Below are 18,153 nucleotides of genomic sequence, written 5' to 3' on the forward strand. Positions count from 1 at the left end.
TATCGGGATTTAATGGCCTCGCTCTGTTTTGGAGTGGGCCTTTTTTGTTTGTGATGGTCGAAGTTGGAGGAGAGAAAATGGCAAAACAACATACGATTCACTCAGTCGCTAAGTCTGAAAGAACGATGGGTGATTGGGATTTATTTGCGACCTGGATAGGTGCCAACGCTAATAATGGGACGTGGTACATCGGCGGTATTATTGCCGCAACTGGTCTTATTCAAGGCTCTACACTGTTGATTGCCATCGGCTGTTTATCCTATGTCTTATTAGCACTTGCTTCTTATATGGGCTATCAAACTGGTGTGGGTGCAATGGGTTTAACGCGTGCTTCGTTTGGCGTTAAAGGTTCAGTCTTACCATCACTCATTAACGTCGTGCAATTCATCGGTTGGGCAGCTGTTAATACCTATATTGCGGCGACTTCTGTGAGCTTTATTTTGAAAGAAATTATGGGTTGGTCGGGCAATGATGCCGCTACGAATCGCTTGAGCTTGGTTGTTGGGATCATCATCATGTCTATCTTGCATCTTATCAGTATTTCGTTAGGTGAAAAATCAGTTCGTTGGATCGAACGGATTGGGATTGTACTCGTGATTATCTTAGTGACATGGGAATCAATCATTGTTTTCAAAATGGTACCGTTCAAGGATCTGGTGGCTTGGCGTCCAGCTGCCAAGTTTCGTCTTGAAGCCGGTCGAGCAATCGATATTTTAGCCGCCTTTAATTTAGCGTGGGTCACAGCAGCTGCTGACTTTAGTCGTTTTGCCAAGCGTAAGAAGGCCGCAACTGTTTATTCATTCCTAGGGGCTAATATCGGCTTATTCTGGTTTGCCTTCATCGGTTTGACGGCGACAATTGCGACCGCGATTACGTTGAATCATTTTGATCCTAATAACGCTGATCCAAGTACGATTGCCGCTAAATTAGGACTCGGCGTTTTAGCCTTGTTGGTGATTGTAATTACCAGTACAACCGCGAATGCTGTTAATTTAATGGCTGCTGGTTCAGCGCTCACTAATATTTTTCCAAAGCTTAAGTTAACGCCAGCACTCTGGTGTGTTACCTTGTTGGCAACGGTCGTCACCTTTATTCCAGTTTATGTCGCGTCATTTTTGACCACCTTTGAAACCTTCTTAGACAGTATTGGAATGTTCTTAGGACCAGAGATTGCCATTTTCCTAGTGGATTACTTCTGGATTAGACGCCGACACTATCAAGTAGACGCGCTTAATACGATTGCTGGGCCATACTGGTATACGAAGGGCTATCATCTAACGGCATTATTCAGTTGGGTGATTGGCGTTATCAGTTATTTAATCTTAAATCAATTCGCAATTGTGCACGCCTATACAGGGGCAACCTTTATCGCCATGTTGATCACAGCGCTTTTTTATAGGGTAGCTGTTCAACTACAAACTAAAAAAGTGATTTAAATCGTTATGAAAGTCAGTATAAAATTATTTTATGCTGGCTTTTTTATTTTTTACCAGATAGTTCATATATTTTTCACACTTTAGCTTTACACTGTTTCTATAAGGGGGTGAGTTAATGTTTTTCTTAAAATCGATTCCGGCCAATATTCATTATTATTGGCGGCAGTCGCTAGCGATTTATTTATTGGACTGTTTATTTTTAGGCCTGGCGACAATTATTTTGGGCTTGATTCGGTTAGAACGACATAACTTAACCCAACTCAAGAGTCAGTTAGCTAATTTTACAGCTGAAGAAAAGTTTGCAGCGGATCATCCGTTAAAGACGTTGCTCCATTCTAACCAGACAGTCTTAGAGCGGTATCAAACTGCGTATCTATTACTAATGATTGTCGGGATCATCGCCACAGTAATCATTAGTTGGTTGGCGTTTAAAATTTTGGCGCGTGATATCGAAACCTTTTTTAGTGCCAATTGGACACGAACGAAAGTGACGTTGTATTACGGCTTAACGGCGCTTTGCTTACTATTTTTTGCTGTCGTAACGATCAGCCTTTTGTTGTTAGTTGCTAATCAGCCGTTCTGGCGAGGATTAGAAGCGATCAACCATTATTGGCATCGACCACTGCAAGCAATGCAAAAAGCACCTAAAACGCTCAACCCACTCTTTAAAAATCATTTGACAGATTTTAGTAGTCATTCTCTTTTGAATCCGACACTGCACAATAGTGTCAAACAAACATTAACCAATCAAATTTTGGGGCAATTATGGCAAGCAATCATTAGCTTAGCCGCACCGATTTTAATGATTGGTGGGTTACAAGTCAGTCGTTTTAAGAAAAAATATTTAAGAGGTGAGTCGGTATGTTGAACAAACAACCATTAGAAGTCGGGCAGATTTATTTCAGTCAACCAGAGTTGTTGAAGACAGCATTACAACTCCCTAATCAGCCCTTTACGATTGATTATGCGCAACCAAAGATCCTACCGTTCTTATCGGGGTGGGATAATCTATTGTTACCTAAGGATGCTGATCAGTCAGTCATTAGCATCTTGACTGATCAATATGTCAAAAAAGTGCGGACGACACAAGGAAGTGCGTTGAAACCAATCGATCAGTTTTGGATTCAATTTATTCGTGGTTTAGCAAATCGGCAACAGGTCTTCGTCTTAGCGCGTTATTTAGATCAACTAGCCCCTCGAGATGCGCGTCAGTTATTAAACGACGTCCGCAAGATTGCGGCCGATAACGAACTAATTATCATCTTTACAACGGTACAAGAATCTGTTTTTGAGAGCTTTAAGAAACAAGTATTAACGCGTTAAATACAAAAAAGTGTCATTCCAAATTCGGAATGGCACTTTTTATTTGGGACTATTCTGATGTTGATTGACCGGATTCCGAGCTACTACTTGACGAGGTAGCTGCACTATCTTTTAGTGCTTTGCTTTTAGGGACTTCAGTTAAACTAGATTGATCATCTGCTAACTCGGGGGCATCTGTTTTAAATAATGGGACTGTTGATTTGCCTTTGTTTTGGGAAAGGACACTTGTTGATTTAGTGCCTAGTTTATTTTCAATATCAACGAGTTGTTGATAGCCGGTTTGATAATTATAATCGGCAGGATCAACCGGTTTGAAACCAGTTGGTGTGTAAAAGCGTAAGAGGTTTTTCTCGTTAACTGAGTCAGAAAGGCTAAGTTCATGATTGACCTGCTTTTGCCATTTTGCGACTTGCTTTTGCAATTTAGCTGTTGGTTGGGTGACTTCCGTACCATCTTGATTTTGATAGATGGTACCATCGAGGACGGTATATTCTGGCGTCACGAAGTTATGATTTCGGAAGGCGACAACTTGATCGTGTTGCTTGGAAAGTAAGTCTGTCCCAAATTGAACGTAATTTTGGCTATTGATCCCTAATAGATGCAACATGGTTGGTAAGGCATCAATTTCGCCACCATATTGGGTTTGAATACCACCTTTTAAACCAGGCATGTGAATCATGTAAGGAACCCGTTGTAATTGGGCGTTATCGTTATCGGTCCAAGTGTCATAATCACGGCCTAAAACGCCAGATAAAGCTTTATTATCGGAATTTGAGAGGCCGTAATGATCCCCATATAGCACAATCATCGATTTATCATAGAGACCAGAACTCTTCAAATAATTGAAAAATTCAGCGAGTGACTGATCGAGATAATGAGCGGTTGCGAAGTAGTTATTAACAGCGGAATTTTCGGTTGTTGCCCGTGGGAAATCACCATCTGTCTTAGGAAGTGGGAATGGGAAATGGTTAGTAACGGTAATAAATTTGGAATAGAACGGTTGTTGTAGTTGTTCTAAATATTTAATCGATTGGCCAAAGAGGAGTTTATCTTTGAGACCGTATTGTAAGACGTTATCAGGACTTGTATTAAAATAGCTAGAATCAAAGAAATAGTTGTAACCAAAGTTTTTATAAACGTTATTCCGGTTCCAGAACGTCCCAACATTCCCGTGGAAAACAGCGCTGGTATAATCGCCATTTTGTTTAAGAATTGAAGGGGCTGCTTGGAAGGTGTTGTCGGAACCAAGTGTTGTAAAGACGGAACCCTGTGGTAAGCCATACACGCCAGTTTCAAGCATGTTTTCTGCATCACTGGTTTTACCTTGGCCAACTTGATTAAAGAAGTTGGAAAAGGCTAGCGTATTTTGGTTGTGATAGAGACTGTTTAAAAATGGTGTGACTTCTTGACCTTCAAACTTGAAATCGATTAAGAATTGTTGGAAACTCTCAAGATGAATGACGATCACGTTTTTACCTTTAGCAGCGCCGAAATAATCGGCATTGGGTGCGGCGTAGTGTTGTTTAGTGAAGTCTAAGACAGGATCTAAGTCGTAACTTTCGGCTTGGGCCCGGACTTGATTATTCTGGGTGGTTTTAACGGCATCGTAGACGGTAAAAGTATCAATACCGAGGTATTTAACAATATAGTTTCGATCGAAAGTCCGTGAGAGAATTTGTGGCCGGCTGATTTCACTCAGACCAAGATTAACACCGAATAATAAAACGGCTAGGGATGTAATACTAAATGCCCACCTTTTAGGGAATTGGCGGTGATCAATTTTAATGACCTTTAATAGGATTAAAACGGCCAAGATGATAATGTCTAGCCAGTAGAGTGCATCGTGCCAGTTCATTAGGGCTAGCGAACTTTTACTGAGGCCCGCGGAAACTTTTGAATAACCGAGGATCGTGTTAATTGTCATGTAATCGGTGAATTGCCGGTAATAGATGACATTAAAGTACAAAAGGGCCGTGTTGGCCGTGTAAATCACCAGCCCGGTCCAATAACTGATAATCGGTTGCTTAATGTACAATAAAATCCCCAAGACAAGCAAGGTAGTTGCGAGCGGATTGAAGATTAAAATGGCCATTTGGAGCGAATCGCTAGCTGCGAGGTTGAAATCGGTGAAATAACCAAAAAGGGTTTTAACCCAAAATAAAAAGACTAATAGGCTTAAAAAGCCAAGCTTAGAGGCCATAAATTGTTTTATTTTTGTGAGTTTCAAGAAATATGACATCCTTTCAAAATCAATCTAAAGCGCGTCATTGACTCATTTTACCGCCCAAATGAAGACAGCGCAAAGTGCATGACATGATTTAAACGGAAACTTAAAGTTTTAAAGTGTGCTGCATGATTTGCGTGTAGGTTGGATTTGATTCATCAGGGGTTAAGACATGTTGGTAGACGGCCGCTAATTCGTGGCCAATTGCGGTAATCTGTTTCGATTCAGCAGTTTGATAACCCGCTTCAGTTAAGTCGGGGACGCGTTGTTCGACGATGTCTTGAATCAATCGCTTAAATTGCGTATTATCGGTACCCATGTAGCAATTTTGTTGATCTTTGAGCCAGCCGTGGTAGACTGGAATATCGCGCACCAAGACTTTTTGATGACTGGCAAGGGCTTCTAGCACAACGATCCCTTCTGTTTCTTCATAAGAAGGGAAAAAGAATAAATCAGCGTTAGCATAAGCGCCTTCGATAATGTCACCTTTGATATAACCGGGGAAGCGCACATTTGCAGGATGGTCCTTTTTAACAATCAGGCGAATGTTGCGTGGAATACTGTACATCGGCACATCACCAAACCAAATGAAGGTATATTCGGGTAATTGCTTAGCAATTTCAACAAAATCTAGCAAGCCTTTACGTTGGAAGAATAAACCGACACAAATAATTACCTTTTGATCGGGCTTCAAGTTGAAATAAGCTCTAAAGGCTTGTTCTTTATCTGGTGTTGCTTGATACTTAGCAAGATCGATCCCGTTTGAAATCGGTGCAATCGGTACTTGAATGCCATACCCTTGTAAAAGCGCCTTTGAATAGAGGGTAGGTGTGATGAGATGGTCAGCCTTTGAATAGAGACTAACCAAGCGATGTTTAACAAAAGGGGCAAGTTGATTGGAACCGACAAAGGAATTACGGAAATCCTCTTCGGTTGAGTGTGCGTGGTAAATCACCTTTTTACCAGCCTTGCGCGCCTTTTTAATCATCTGCCGGCTATTTAAACCGTATGTGTTAATATGTAAGATATCATAATCAGTATCGTTAGGATCGAGTGTGTAGTCGATGCCCATGGCAGTTAGCGCACGCTTTTGATGATCTAGTGCGCGGCCGATTCCTGATTTAGCGAGTAGTTTTTGACTTTCAAAATACAATAAAACTTTCATTAAATGGCTCCTTATGACACGTTGTATTGGTAACTAATCACACCATTATAGCATAGCTCGTTAAATCTCTCCTCCAACACTAGATGTATCTTGATTAGAAGTTTAAGATTCACTTTAGTTAGGAGGGTGGCATATGTCATTTAGTCGTCAAAGTGTATATAATAGACGTATGACGTAATAGCTTAAATCAATCAGATAAGTGGGGTTATCATTTGTTATTTCTAGGTGGTCTTTATAACAACATCATCCTTCCTTGGGGGACAAAATATAATCATCTGCCCTTGATTAAATTAACGGTAGAGAGTTTGGATAAGACAATTTTGTATTGTTTTATTTTTATCGGACTGCGTTTATTGTATTTAGGCCTTAAAAAACGTCGGATTCAATTTAAGTATGAATTGAAACTTTTTATATTTGTCTTCTATTTATGTCTACTATTATCGTTAACGGTTTTACGCCATATTTATTATCCTTGGCAGATGCACCTATATGTCAACCGCTCTCTAACCCAAATTAACTTAACGCCGTTTGTCGAGACGTTTAAGTTACGGAATGCGCCGGCACAATTAGATTACTGGTATAACTTCTATGGTAATATTCTGTGGTTCGTGCCGTTTGGGTGGTTGCGTGGTTCATTAACAGATCGAAAAGGGACCTGGCTATTAACGATTATTGAAGGCGCACTATTTTCATTTGGGATTGAAACCGCCCAGTTTATTTTAGGAACAGGAATGGCCGATATTGATGATTTAATCTTCAATACACTTGGCGCGATTATCGGGGTGACTTTGTACAAGGGCTACCGAATTTTAAAACATTAAATTGTGGGTGTCAAAGACGAATGATTGGTCTTTGATACCTTTTTAATTACGTCAAAACAATAGGTTAATGGGTTTACTAAAAAAGATTAGCGGGTTTACTAAAAAAAGTAAAAAAATTCAACCTATACGCAAAAAAACGGTAACCGTTAACATGATTGGTGCAATCGTTTTTTCATAAACAGACCATTTTGGAAGGCGCTTAATGGTGCCGTTTTCCCTCTAGAAATCGATTGCGTTTGTCTGTATAATGGATTCTTGTACTTTAGAGAAGAAGAGGAATTTAAAAATGGCTATTTTAATTGCATTAATCCCAGCACTTGCCTGGGGTAGTATCGGATTGGTAAGTGGTAAATTAGGTGGTAACGCTTATCAACAAACTTTTGGGATGACGATTGGTGCGTTGGTTTTTGGAATCGGTACCTTTTTGGTTATTCAACCTAAAATCGATTTATTCATCATGGTAATCGGTGTCATTTCCGGATTATTCTGGAGCATTGGTCAAGGGCAACAATTCCAATCAATGCAAGCAATGGGTGTTTCAAAAACCGTCCCATTATCAACAGGGATGCAATTGATTGTAAACACTTTAGCGGGCGCTTTGTTATTCCACGAATGGAAAACAACCCATGATTATATCTTCGGGATTACAGCATTAGTGATCTTAATCGCTGGTGCAACGTTAACATCAATGAAAGATCCTAAGAGTAGCTTAGCTGCTAAAGAAGATACACAATTTGCACGTGGCTTCCGGGCTTTGATTCTTTCAACAATCGGTTATGGTGGTTACACAATCATTGTTAACTGGTCAGGAATTAGTGCAACAACAATCGTCTTACCACAAGCGATTGGGATGTTTATCGGCGCTGCTATCTTTGCTGGCGTTGGTATTGGTAAAGCAGTCTTTGATAAGAAAACAGGTTTGAACATTGTAACAGGTCTATTATGGGGCTTAGGAAACTTGTTCATGTTGATTTCAATGTCAGATATCGGTCTTGCCATCAGTTATTCACTTTCACAATGTGGGATTATCATTTCAACAATTGGTAGTATCTACCTCTTGGGTGAACGTAAAACGAAAAAAGAAATGGTGTATGTCACACTTGGCTGTTTACTAGTCATTGTCGGTGGCGTGACACTTGGAATGATGAAATAATCTTAATATTAATCAAAAAGCAGACTGATACCTTAATGACAGGTAGTAGTCTGTTTTTTTGTTTAATAACTGTGCTATCAAAGTGAGCGTAGTTGTTTGGTGGTGTTTTAGCTCAGCAGCATGCTATGCTTAGTTTGTGCTTCAAACAAGAGAGGGTTGAATTTTGATGCAAACAAAACATAAACAGGCGATCAGTTATTACGGACTCAGTTTCGGATTGCCGTTAGTATTGGTCTTGATCGGCTTTGCCATCATGGGGCTAGTGCCTTTTGGTAATCACAATTTATTGTTTAGTGATTTAGGGACACAGTACATGCCATTTTTGGCTGAATTCAAGCGGCAAGTCGCTCATCTTAACTTCAGTGCCTACTCGTTTTCATTATCGCTAGGTGGCAATTTAGTGCCACTAGCGGCCTATTACCTGATTAGCCCGTTTAATCTATTGTTACTTTTAGGATCGAATAGTCAGTTACCAGTTATGGTGAGTTACGTGATTGCGCTTAAAATTTGTACGATGGGCGTGACAATGAGTTATTTTCTGAGAACGCGGACAACGACTTATCATTATGCCGCATTGATTTTTTCAACGGCTTATAGTTTATGTGGCTTTGTAGCCATGAATTTTTATAATTTGATGTGGTTAGATGCATTAATCTTAGTGCCACTGATTGTCATCGGCCTTGAACGCTTATTTTCAGTTAAGAAGCCGACATTTTACATTGTGACGTTGACGATTTCGATTCTAACCAATTATTATTTGGGTTACATGACATGCTTATTTGCCGTCTTATATATGATTAGCCTTGTAATTAAGCAACGGCAACCACAGCAAAAGTGGGGGCATTTATTACAGCAACAAGCACGAGTTATCTGGCAGTTTATTTGGTCATCACTGATTGTTGGTGGCTTAAGCGCCATTATCCTCCTCCCAGCGTTGTTAGGCATGTTAAAGACTGGAAAAAAGACAATTGCCATGACCAGTTTTTACCCGACACCACAATTTGGCTGGGAAGTGTTTACGCAATTTCAGGTCGGTGGTAGTCGCTATACACAACGATTAACGCACGAACCAACACTTTTTGTGGGCACATTGGCATTATTGTTTGCGGTTTTATATTTTATGTTGCCACAAATTCGAAAACAGGCGAAGTACGCTAATGGCTTTTTAGTGATTAGTTTAACCCTTAGTTTTTGGGTAACAACGTTTAATACTATTTGGCATATGTTTCAACAGCCAGAAGGGTTTCCCTACCGGAATGCTTACTTATTCTCGTTTGTCTTAATTAAAATTGCATACGAAGCAAGTCTAGTACAAGGGCAAAATAAAAAGGCTAAAGGGTGGGCCATTGCCTTAGTGAGTGGTTTATTGGTGATTGGTCAATTGAGATTACACGGTAATCAGAGTTATCCGCAAGTTACAGCACAATCATGGATATTATTAAGTGGCTATACAATATTTCTCGGGTTATTATTTTATTATTGGGGTCAAACAAACCGTCACTATCAAAAAATACTGATAACAGGCGTTGTTTTGGTATCATTTGGCGAGTTAGTCACTAATTTTCAATTAATGACGCATAAAATACCATTGGGTTATCAAAAACAATATGCGCAACAATATCAACGCCAAGCTGCACTGTATGAACAACTCAGTGAAAAAGATAATGATTTTTATCGGGTCAATAACCAGTCGATCTTATTAAAATCGGCGTATCGCGAACCTTATTATGGCTACAACGATGCCTTGTTATTTGGCCAATATACGTTAAATAATTACTCATCAACTTTGGACGAACAAATGCGCAGTATGCTGGTGGACCTTGGTTTTTACAGTAAGAACGTCCGGCGAATTAATGGGGTCGGACATACAGCGATTACGGATCTGTTATTTGCCAATCGCTATGATTTACAACCAAAAAATCAGCAGACGGTTATTCAACGACATCAAACGCTTGGATTGGGTTTTGCGGTTAATCGGCAATTAGCGCATGTTACTTTGAAAAAGCATCGGCCATTCGACAACCAGGATCGGTTGTTACAAGCAATGGTAAATACTGACCAAGCATTTTATACAAATCATCGGGTTAATATGGTCCATGAAGAAATTAAGGCCCATAGCTACCGGTATACGCTAGAAATTCCAAGAGATACGCAAGGTCCTACGTATTTATATTTACCACATCAAAATTTAGCGCGAATTAAATTATTTGTTAACGGTCGTAAGAAGAAAACGCCGATTAGAGTGACGAGTGCTGCAATTATCCCGCTTGAGGACTCGCATAAAGGGCAACCGCTACGATTAACTGTGATTAGCCCTAAACGGCAGAATATTAATCATTTCCAAGTTGCGACACTCAATCAAGAACGGTTTAATCAAGCTGTCAAACAACTTGATCAGCAAAAATTAACGACGACTGCTTTATGGCAAGATAACGGACATGTCACTGGCGATATTAAAACAATGGCATCTAATCAACTACTGTATCTCAGCATTCCGTATGATGCTGGTTGGCAAGCTAAGGTTAACGGGCAAATGATTAAACCTAAAAAGGTAATGGCCAACATGCTAGCAGTGCCATTAAAACTTGGCACCAATCAGGTACAGTTACGGTATCGGGCACCGGGGTTGCTGCTTGGACAACTGATTAGTTTGGGCACACTTTTGATCTGGTTAATAATACTGATCGGGTCACGATGGCGAAAGCGGGTTTAATTGAATAAATGTGAACAAATGCACTATCTTTGACAAGGTGCCTCCTTGTGGTATACGATTATGATAACAATAAGTTTTAAAGTATAGTCAAGGAGGCGATTAGAATGTTACAACCAACAATTCAGCTATCGGCACAAGCTTATGTGATCCAATGGAATCGGTTTTTAGAACGGTTTATTGTCTTCGAAACGGTTTTTAGTGAATATGCGCAAACTAGTAAAAATATTATGCGGGGTAAAGGATTGGTAGATGAAAATTTACAATTACTTAATCACTATTCCAGACAGAATTTAACGGTCCTCGATCAATTTGTTGATCAAATTGCGCGTATTCAACCGCCAACGGAATTTGTCGCATTACATGAGCAATTACAGATGGTTATTAAGCATTATGTGACTGCTGCAAAGGATTTTGTTAATGCGATGCGATTGACTGAAGAGTCGGAAGTGGAACAACAATTAAATCAATGTCGAACGATTCAAAAACAGCAACGACTAAAATTAAATCAACTCTTAAATAGCATTGGTGCACTAAACAGTTAGTGCATTATCAAAAGGGAGGGACCGATGATAAAATCGGTCCCTCCTTTTATATTATGATTGTTTTAAATTGATTGGCGGCGCGCATGTTCAATAAACTTAAATTTATCAGCCCGGTGAATGGATTCGGTAAATTGAATTAAGGTATTATCCTGAAGATGAGTGATACCTTTAACACTAACGACCGCACTATTAGGGGCGAGTTTTAAGATGGCACACTGTTCTTCGGTTGCAGGGATAACAGTGAATTCTTTATTCCCATAACCAATAGTTAGACCCAATTCTTGTTCAAAGTAGTGATAAAGTGAATCCTGAGCGACTACCCGTGAGATTTCTGGGACAACACTGGTTAGAACGTAGTCGTTATCGATAACAATTGGTTCACCATCAACGGTCCGTAACCGTTGAATATAGGTCGCGGGCAGAATCTCTGTGGGATCTAAATGAAAAGGCGCTTGTGGGACTGTTGCTTTTTGGAGTTGTAGGACTGTTGTTTGCGTGTGCATTTCAAAGAGACTATCCAATTCGCGGTAACTGGTCAAGCCGGAAATGGGAAAGGCGTATTTATCAAAATCAAGGACTAAAGAGCCTTTGCCTTTGATCTTATGAATGAAGCCATTTTCTAAAAGGCTAGCGAGTGCTTTACGGACTGTTTCGCGTGAGGTACCATACGCTGTTGCGAGTTCGTTTTCGCTGGGTAAGAATGAGTTGGCTGGATAAACATGGTTCGTAATTTTATGGACGAGTTCGCGGTAGATTATTTCATATTTTTTCGACATAGACTAAACCTCAATTGTTTGATTAATTCCATCATATAAATTAAATGGCGAAGTTGCAAGTGCAATTTGAAAACGGTTTAAGAAGTTCGTTGACAACTTGTCTATACATGTTGCATGATGAGTCCATAAACAGAAAGCGCTTTTATAAAAAGAAATCAAGGGAGGATTTAATATGGCACAAAAAGATTATTCACAACTCGCAAAAGCAATTGTTGCCGGTGTCGGGGGCAAAGAAAATATCGATAGTTTAATTCACTGTATTACACGACTTCGGTTTTATTTAAAAGATGAATCAAAGGCACAAACAGAAACGATCAAAGCTTTGGATGGCGTTATTAATGTTCAAAAAGCATCTGGTCAATATCAAGTTGTGATTGGGAATCAGGTCACGGCCGTTTATGACGCTGTGATTGCTGAAATTGGCGCAGACTTTGCCGATGAAGATGAAACAGCCCAAGTGGTCGCAACAACTAAAAGAAAACAGAACCTAACACCATGGGGGCACGTGAAAGACGCTTTTAGTCAATTAATTGGTGTCATCACTGGTGCAATGAGTCCCATCGTCGGAATCTTGGCTGCCGGCGGGATTTTAAAAGGTGTTTTAGCAATGTTAACGATGCCGCAATTAGGCGCGTTAGTGAGTCAAAAGAGTGAATTCTACATTATTTTAAGTGCGATGGGCGATTCCGTCTTTTACTTCTTACCAATGCTAGTTGGATTTACAGCTGCTAAGAAATTAAAAGGCGATCCGGTCTTAACAGCGGTTATCGGGGGCGTTTTAGTCCACCCATCATTAGTCGCTTTAAACGGTAAATCACTCCTTGAGATTGGTTCGTTAAACTTCCCAATGGTGAACTACACGTATTCAATCTTCCCAATGATTTTAGCAGCTTGGTTGGTTGCTAGATTAACAAAATGGGTTAAGAATTGGTTACCAGGCTACTTACAAATTATCTTTACACCACTAATTGTAATCGCCGTTGTTGCAGCCATTACACTTTATATTATAGGTCCAGCTATTATTTGGTTATCAAACGGCTTAGCATTTGGTATTCAATTCTTACTCTTGAAGAGTGGTTGGTTATCCGGTCTATTAATCGGCGGCTTCTATCAAGTGCTCGTTATCTTCGGGCTTCACTGGGGAATTTTACCAATTATTGCTAACGACGTGGCCACTTCCGGACACAGTTATTTAAACGCTATTTTAAGTACGACAATGGTTGCACAAGGGGCTGCGGTATTAGCAGTTGCGATTAAAACTCGGAAAACAGCTTTAAAAGAATTATCATTTGCTGGTGCAATTTCAGCTTTCTGTGGGGTAACAGAACCCGCTATTTATGGGATTAACTTGAAATACAAACGGGTTTTCATCTCTGGCTTAATCGGTTCAGCAGCGGGTGGCTTTGTCAGCGGCTTATTACATGGCAATATGTTTGGTTTTGCCGGTTCATGGATTGGATTTGCATCATTCTTAGATCCAAAACACCCAGCAGATTTATCAAATCTCTGGATCTTCATTGCCGCTTCAGCGGTTGCGACAATTGTGCCATTCATCGTCACTTACGTTTGGGGTTATAACGACCAAATGCAAGAAGGGCAAGGAATGGCTAAACCACAAAAACCAGGTACGACTAAAAAAGTAACGGCATAGGAGAGATCGTCATATGAAATGGTGGCAAAAAGCAACAGTTTATCAAATTTATCCGCGGAGTTTTCAAGATTCAAACGGTGATGGTATCGGTGATATCAACGGGATTATCCAACGTTTAGATTATTTACAAGATTTGGGGATTGAATTAATCTGGTTAACACCGATGTATGTCTCACCAGGTCGGGATAATGGGTATGATATTGCGGATTATTATCAAATCGATCCAATTTTTGGTGACTTAGCTGATTTTGAACGGCTTTTGAAAGAGGCTCATCAACGGGGGATTAAAATTATGATGGATATGGTGGTCAACCATACTTCAGATCAACACCGTTGGTTCCAAGAAAGTTTGAAGGGCAAGGACAATCCTTATCACGATTATTATTTATGGCGTGATCCAGTTGATGGTCATGAACCGAATAACTGGTTATCTAAGTTTAGTGGTAGTGCTTGGGAGTATGTCCCCGCGCTAAATCAGTATTACTTACATTTATACGAGAAGCGGATGCCTGATTTAAACTGGCGAAATCCACAATTGCGTGAAGAAATCTATCAAATGATGCAGTTTTGGGCTGATTTAGGGATTGATGGTTTACGGTTAGATGTGATCAATAACATCTCGAAGGATAAAGATTTTCCAAATGATACTTTCGAGACACCGAGTGACGATGGCCGTAACTTTTATACCAACGGTCCGCACGTTCACGAATATATTCATGAAATGTATGAACGCGTCTTTGGCCCTAACAACTTTGTGACGGTTGGTGAATTATCATCAACGCCGGTTTCAGAAGCAATTCGTTATACGAACCCAGAACGTGAAGAACTCTCGATGGCATTTACCTTCCACCACGTTAAAGTCGATTATACGGGTGGTAAAAAGTGGACGCTAGGGCAATACCGTCTGTCTGATTTGAAGCGGATTTTAAGTCAATGGCAAACTGAAATGGCAGCAGGTGGTGGCTGGAATGCATTATTCTGGTCAAACCACGATCAACCACGGGCGATTTCACGGTTCTTAGACGATGGTCAGTATCGTGATCAATCCGCTAAGTTATTGGCATTAGTTGAATTTGGGTTACAAGGCACACCGTATATTTATCAAGGGGAAGAAATTGCGATGAAGAATGCTAATTTCACTTCGATTGATCAATATCAAGATGCTGAATCGATTAATGCATATCACCAAATGTTAGCTGATGGGATTAGTGAAGATTTAGCGCTTCAAATCCTGCAACAAAAATCGCGTGAAAATTGTCGGATTCCAATGCAATGGGATATGACTACCAATCACGGCTTTACAACTGGTACGCCTTGGTTGCAACCAGTTGTTGCGGATGATTATTCGGTGGCAACTAAAGCACAAGCACCAGATAGTGTCTTTGCCTTTTACCAACATTTAGTAGCGCTACGTAAGACTGAACCTGTCCTTATTGAAGGTCAATATCAATTATTGGCACCAGAAGATGAAGCGGTTTATACTTATCAACGACAGTTAGGTGATAAAAAAGTCCGTGTGATCGCAAACTTTACAGATCAAACGCAACAACGCGCTAACGCGGCCGTAAAAGCGGTGATGATGAGTAATTATCCAGACCAACAATTAACGACCGACCAAATTACATTACGACCATATGAAGCCGTTATGCTAGAAATTGAATAAAGAGAGGATAAGAATGATGTTTAAATTTATGAAAAAAGCACCTGCGGGCCAACTAACAGCGCCCGTTACAGGTCACTATTTACCAATCGAACAAGTGACAGACGAAGTATTTGCTAGTAAGGCAGTTGGTGATGGTTTTGCCATCGTGCCGGACGAAATGACGAATACGATTAATGCGCCAGTTGATGGTGTGGTTAGTTCAATTTTTCCAACAAAACATGCTATCTTGATTAAAACGAAACAAGGTGTTGAAGTCTTGATTCATATGGGGATTGATACAGTTGAATTACAAGGTGCACCTTTTGAAATGCAAGTGGAAGCTGATTTTAAAGTAAAAGCTGGCGAACCACTTGTGACAATCGACTGGGCACAATTAAAAGCAGCTGATAAAGCTAATACAATCATGGTCGTCAGCAGCAATGCGACGTTTACACCAGCCGAACCACTACCAGCAGCAGTGACGACGGACAGTGTCATTGGACAGTTCGATTTGAGCGCAGAATAAGGTGCCATATGCAATCAATTATTGTTGAATCTGATGATTTTGGGATGACCATCCCAATTTCACGGGCGATTATATTAGGGTTAAAGCGGGGACTGCTCTCGGCAACCAATGCACAAGTGACGTCACCAGATTTTGCGGCGAGTGCGGTCTTGGCTCAGCAAATGGGGATTCAGGGAATGGGGCTCCATCTTGTACTTGATAAGGATGTACCCATCTGTGACCCGCAAAACATCCCAAGTTTGGTGACAACAGCTGGCCGATTGATGTGCTATGCGAACTTACAAGCACGTGAACAAGAACTTGATATCAATGAGGTCAGACGTGAGTTTCAGGCCCAGATTGATTGCTTTTTAGCGAGCGGTTTAAAACTGACCCATCTGACCTCACATCATTTTGTCGCCACTTTAACGCCTGCCATTTATGCGGTAGTGCTCGAGTTGGCCCAGACCTACCAGGTGCCACTGCGTCATGAAGTGACTAAGTTACCCCTTAAACAGCAAGCAGCTTATCAAGATTTGTGGCAAAAGAGCACGGTTAAAACGACTGGTGCATTAATCACGGCGCAACAAGGGCCATACTTAACACCCGCTGATATTCAACAACAATTACTGTTAGTTGATCAAACGGTGCCACCGGTCATTCTATGTCATGTCGGGTATTTATCTAGTGCTTTGAGGCAAAAAAGTAGTCTAACGACTAACCGCTTGGTTGAGCTTGAGACGCTAAAAACGTTACAAGCGATGGCTTATTGGCAAAGAAATAACTGGCAATTGATAGATTATTCGGTAATAGGAGTGAATGACAGGTGAGACATTATCAACATTTAACGGTTTTAGGAGATAGTATCACCGATCAACGAAACCACTATGCGCATCAATGGTATTACCAATGGTTGGTGGACTGGTTAGCGATTCCTAAGATCACCAATCTCGGTATTTCCGGCTCAACGATTGCCCAACCGTACGATCCAATGGTCAATCGCTGGCAACAGATACCAACTGAAACAGATTTATTATTAATCTATGCTGGTATCAATGATTTTGGTCGCGATGTCCCGTTAGGCCAATTTGGCGACCAAACGACCGTGACTTTTTACGGCGCGTTGCAGCAAATGCTTGGCCAGATTAGTAAACATTATCCGCAAGCAACGATTTATTTTATATCGCATGTCAAAATTGGAACGGATTTTTTCCCAGCCATCAATCAAAGTGGTTATCGACAAGCCGATTACGAAAAGGCAATTGTTCAAGTCACTGAATTGCTAGGAATTACGCATATCAGTCTCTTTAATCAAAAGGCATTATCTTTTGCCGATGCGCAACAAGCAGAAGCTCTTAGTCTCGATAGTTTGCATCCCAATGATGCCGGTCATGAAAAGATTGCCTGGTTTCTGATAAATAAAATTAATCATTAAAAAAAGCCTTGGCACAAAAATCACTTTTGTCCCGAGACTTTTTTAGTTATTTAAATTTAGAAAAGTTGGCCGATGCCGTAGTGAATAGCCATGGTGACTAGGCCGATTAGAATGTTCCGAATAATCGAAACTTTGACCTTACCGTCACCAAGTTTAGCACTGATATAAGCTGTAATGGAAACCGCCACAGTAACGGCAATGATGGTCCCCGTCATTTTGTAGGCTTCAGGGAGAATAATCATAGCAAATAATGGGAAAACACCACCGAAGGCTGCGGAGAAAAGAGAAGCAAAGGCTGCTGCCCAAGGATTCATATAATGGCCGAGTTCTAAATCGTATTTAACGTTGACGATGGTCGCTAAAGGTTTTTTCGACATGAGATCTTTGGCAATCGCTAGTGAGGTTTCTGGTGTAACGCCTTTTGATTCGTAGAAGGCTTGCACTTCTTTGATTTGGCCTTCCTTATCATGAATTAAGCGTTGTTGTTCAATGGCAACGGCGGCTTTTTCAGTGTCACTTTGAGAACTAACGGAGGCATATTCGCCAGCGGCCATTGAAAAGGCACAGGCTAGCAGGTCTGCTAAGCCAGCGATAAAAATCGTGAAATTATTAGTTGTGGCGGCGGCAACACTAAAAAGTACGCCAACGACGGTTAAAATCCCGTCATTGGAACCTAAAACACCAGCCCGTAAGGTATTCATCTTTTCTTCCATTGTTTGGTGGGGCTTTTCAATTGAAGGGGTAGTTGTTTTTGAAATCGACATAGA

The 18,153-nt window shown here is 40.6% G+C and carries 16 protein-coding genes; 12 read left to right on the forward strand and 4 right to left on the reverse strand.

All coding sequences use genetic code 11. The annotated features are described in order from the left end of the window. Positions 1–77 precede the first annotated feature (77 nt). The 3 genes from LEUCM_RS06140 (at position 78) to LEUCM_RS06150 (ending at position 2,759) form a co-directional block, all read left to right on the forward strand. Positions 78–1,436 (forward strand): cytosine permease, encoded by a 1,359-nt coding sequence (locus LEUCM_RS06140; RefSeq protein WP_016265318.1) that lies wholly within the window; start codon positions 78–80, stop codon positions 1,434–1,436. A 115-nt stretch (positions 1,437–1,551) separates the two neighbouring features. Then, positions 1,552–2,304 (forward strand): hypothetical protein, encoded by a 753-nt coding sequence (locus LEUCM_RS06145; protein WP_016265317.1) that lies wholly within the window; start codon positions 1,552–1,554, stop codon positions 2,302–2,304. Then, complete coding sequence (locus LEUCM_RS06150; RefSeq protein ID WP_016265316.1) at positions 2,298–2,759, forward strand: hypothetical protein; 462 nt, start codon at positions 2,298–2,300, stop codon at positions 2,757–2,759. Before LEUCM_RS06145 ends, LEUCM_RS06150 begins: the two co-directional genes overlap by 7 nt. Positions 2,760–2,808: 49 nt before the next feature. Here the strand turns inward: LEUCM_RS06150 and LEUCM_RS06155 are convergent, their stop codons facing one another. Together LEUCM_RS06155 and LEUCM_RS06160 are read right to left on the reverse strand one after the other, a co-directional pair. Further along, positions 2,809–4,998 (reverse strand): LTA synthase family protein, encoded by a 2,190-nt coding sequence (locus tag LEUCM_RS06155; protein WP_162926702.1) that lies wholly within the window; start codon positions 4,996–4,998, stop codon positions 2,809–2,811. Positions 4,999–5,089: 91 nt separating this feature from the next. Beyond that, positions 5,090–6,148 (reverse strand): LTA glycolipid anchor biosynthesis glycosyltransferase, IagA/BgsA family, encoded by a 1,059-nt coding sequence (locus LEUCM_RS06160; RefSeq protein ID WP_011374904.1) that lies wholly within the window; start codon positions 6,146–6,148, stop codon positions 5,090–5,092. A 212-nt stretch (positions 6,149–6,360) separates the two neighbouring features. Between LEUCM_RS06160 and LEUCM_RS06165 the strand changes: the two genes are divergently transcribed. The 4 genes from LEUCM_RS06165 to LEUCM_RS06180 all read left to right on the forward strand — a co-directional run bounded on the left by LEUCM_RS06165 (position 6,361) and on the right by LEUCM_RS06180 (position 11,377). Beyond that, positions 6,361–6,969, forward strand: a complete 609-nt coding sequence (locus tag LEUCM_RS06165; RefSeq protein ID WP_011374903.1) for a VanZ family protein — start codon at positions 6,361–6,363, stop codon at positions 6,967–6,969. A gap of 286 nt (positions 6,970–7,255) precedes the next feature. Further along, positions 7,256–8,122 carry a GRP family sugar transporter gene (locus tag LEUCM_RS06170; RefSeq protein ID WP_011374902.1) on the forward strand — a complete coding sequence of 289 codons (867 nt, stop codon included), beginning with the start codon at positions 7,256–7,258 and terminating at the stop codon, positions 8,120–8,122. A 166-nt stretch (positions 8,123–8,288) separates the two neighbouring features. Next, positions 8,289–10,835 (forward strand): YfhO family protein, encoded by a 2,547-nt coding sequence (locus tag LEUCM_RS06175; protein ID WP_016265313.1) that lies wholly within the window; start codon positions 8,289–8,291, stop codon positions 10,833–10,835. 104 nt (positions 10,836–10,939) lie between these two features. Next, the gene (locus tag LEUCM_RS06180) at positions 10,940–11,377 is read left to right on the forward strand and encodes a hypothetical protein (protein ID WP_016265312.1); all 438 of its coding nucleotides are present in this window, start codon (positions 10,940–10,942) and stop codon (positions 11,375–11,377) included. Positions 11,378–11,439: 62 nt separating this feature from the next. On the opposite strand, the gene treR is transcribed toward LEUCM_RS06180, so the two are convergent. After that, positions 11,440–12,153 carry a trehalose operon repressor gene (gene treR / locus LEUCM_RS06185; RefSeq protein WP_025016358.1) on the reverse strand — a complete coding sequence of 238 codons (714 nt, stop codon included), beginning with the start codon at positions 12,151–12,153 and terminating at the stop codon, positions 11,440–11,442. 172 nt (positions 12,154–12,325) lie between these two features. Between treR and LEUCM_RS06190 the strand changes: the two genes are divergently transcribed. The 5 genes from LEUCM_RS06190 to LEUCM_RS06210 are packed head-to-tail and all read left to right on the forward strand — an operon-like array spanning position 12,326 to position 17,386. Further along, positions 12,326–13,804, forward strand: a complete 1,479-nt coding sequence (locus LEUCM_RS06190; RefSeq protein ID WP_051524301.1) for a PTS transporter subunit EIIC — start codon at positions 12,326–12,328, stop codon at positions 13,802–13,804. A gap of 13 nt (positions 13,805–13,817) precedes the next feature. Then, positions 13,818–15,467 (forward strand): alpha,alpha-phosphotrehalase, encoded by a 1,650-nt coding sequence (locus tag LEUCM_RS06195; RefSeq protein WP_025016359.1) that lies wholly within the window; start codon positions 13,818–13,820, stop codon positions 15,465–15,467. A gap of 13 nt (positions 15,468–15,480) precedes the next feature. Next, positions 15,481–15,972, forward strand: coding sequence for a PTS sugar transporter subunit IIA (locus LEUCM_RS06200; RefSeq protein ID WP_016265308.1), 492 nt, complete (start codon positions 15,481–15,483; stop codon positions 15,970–15,972). 8 nt (positions 15,973–15,980) lie between these two features. After that, complete coding sequence (locus LEUCM_RS06205) at positions 15,981–16,781, forward strand: ChbG/HpnK family deacetylase (protein ID WP_035146179.1); 801 nt, start codon at positions 15,981–15,983, stop codon at positions 16,779–16,781. Then, the gene (locus tag LEUCM_RS06210) at positions 16,778–17,386 is read left to right on the forward strand and encodes an SGNH/GDSL hydrolase family protein (protein ID WP_025016361.1); all 609 of its coding nucleotides are present in this window, start codon (positions 16,778–16,780) and stop codon (positions 17,384–17,386) included. The genes LEUCM_RS06205 and LEUCM_RS06210 overlap by 4 nt, the downstream gene beginning before the upstream one ends. Positions 17,387–17,442: 56 nt before the next feature. Here LEUCM_RS06210 and LEUCM_RS06215 read toward each other — a convergent pair whose 3' ends face one another. Further along, positions 17,443–18,150, reverse strand: a complete 708-nt coding sequence (locus tag LEUCM_RS06215) for a VIT1/CCC1 transporter family protein (RefSeq protein ID WP_016265305.1) — start codon at positions 18,148–18,150, stop codon at positions 17,443–17,445. Positions 18,151–18,153 lie beyond the last annotated feature (3 nt).

It is taken from the genome of Latilactobacillus sakei subsp. sakei DSM 20017 = JCM 1157, assembly GCF_002370355.1.
GTDB lineage: Bacteria > Bacillota > Bacilli > Lactobacillales > Lactobacillaceae > Latilactobacillus > Latilactobacillus sakei.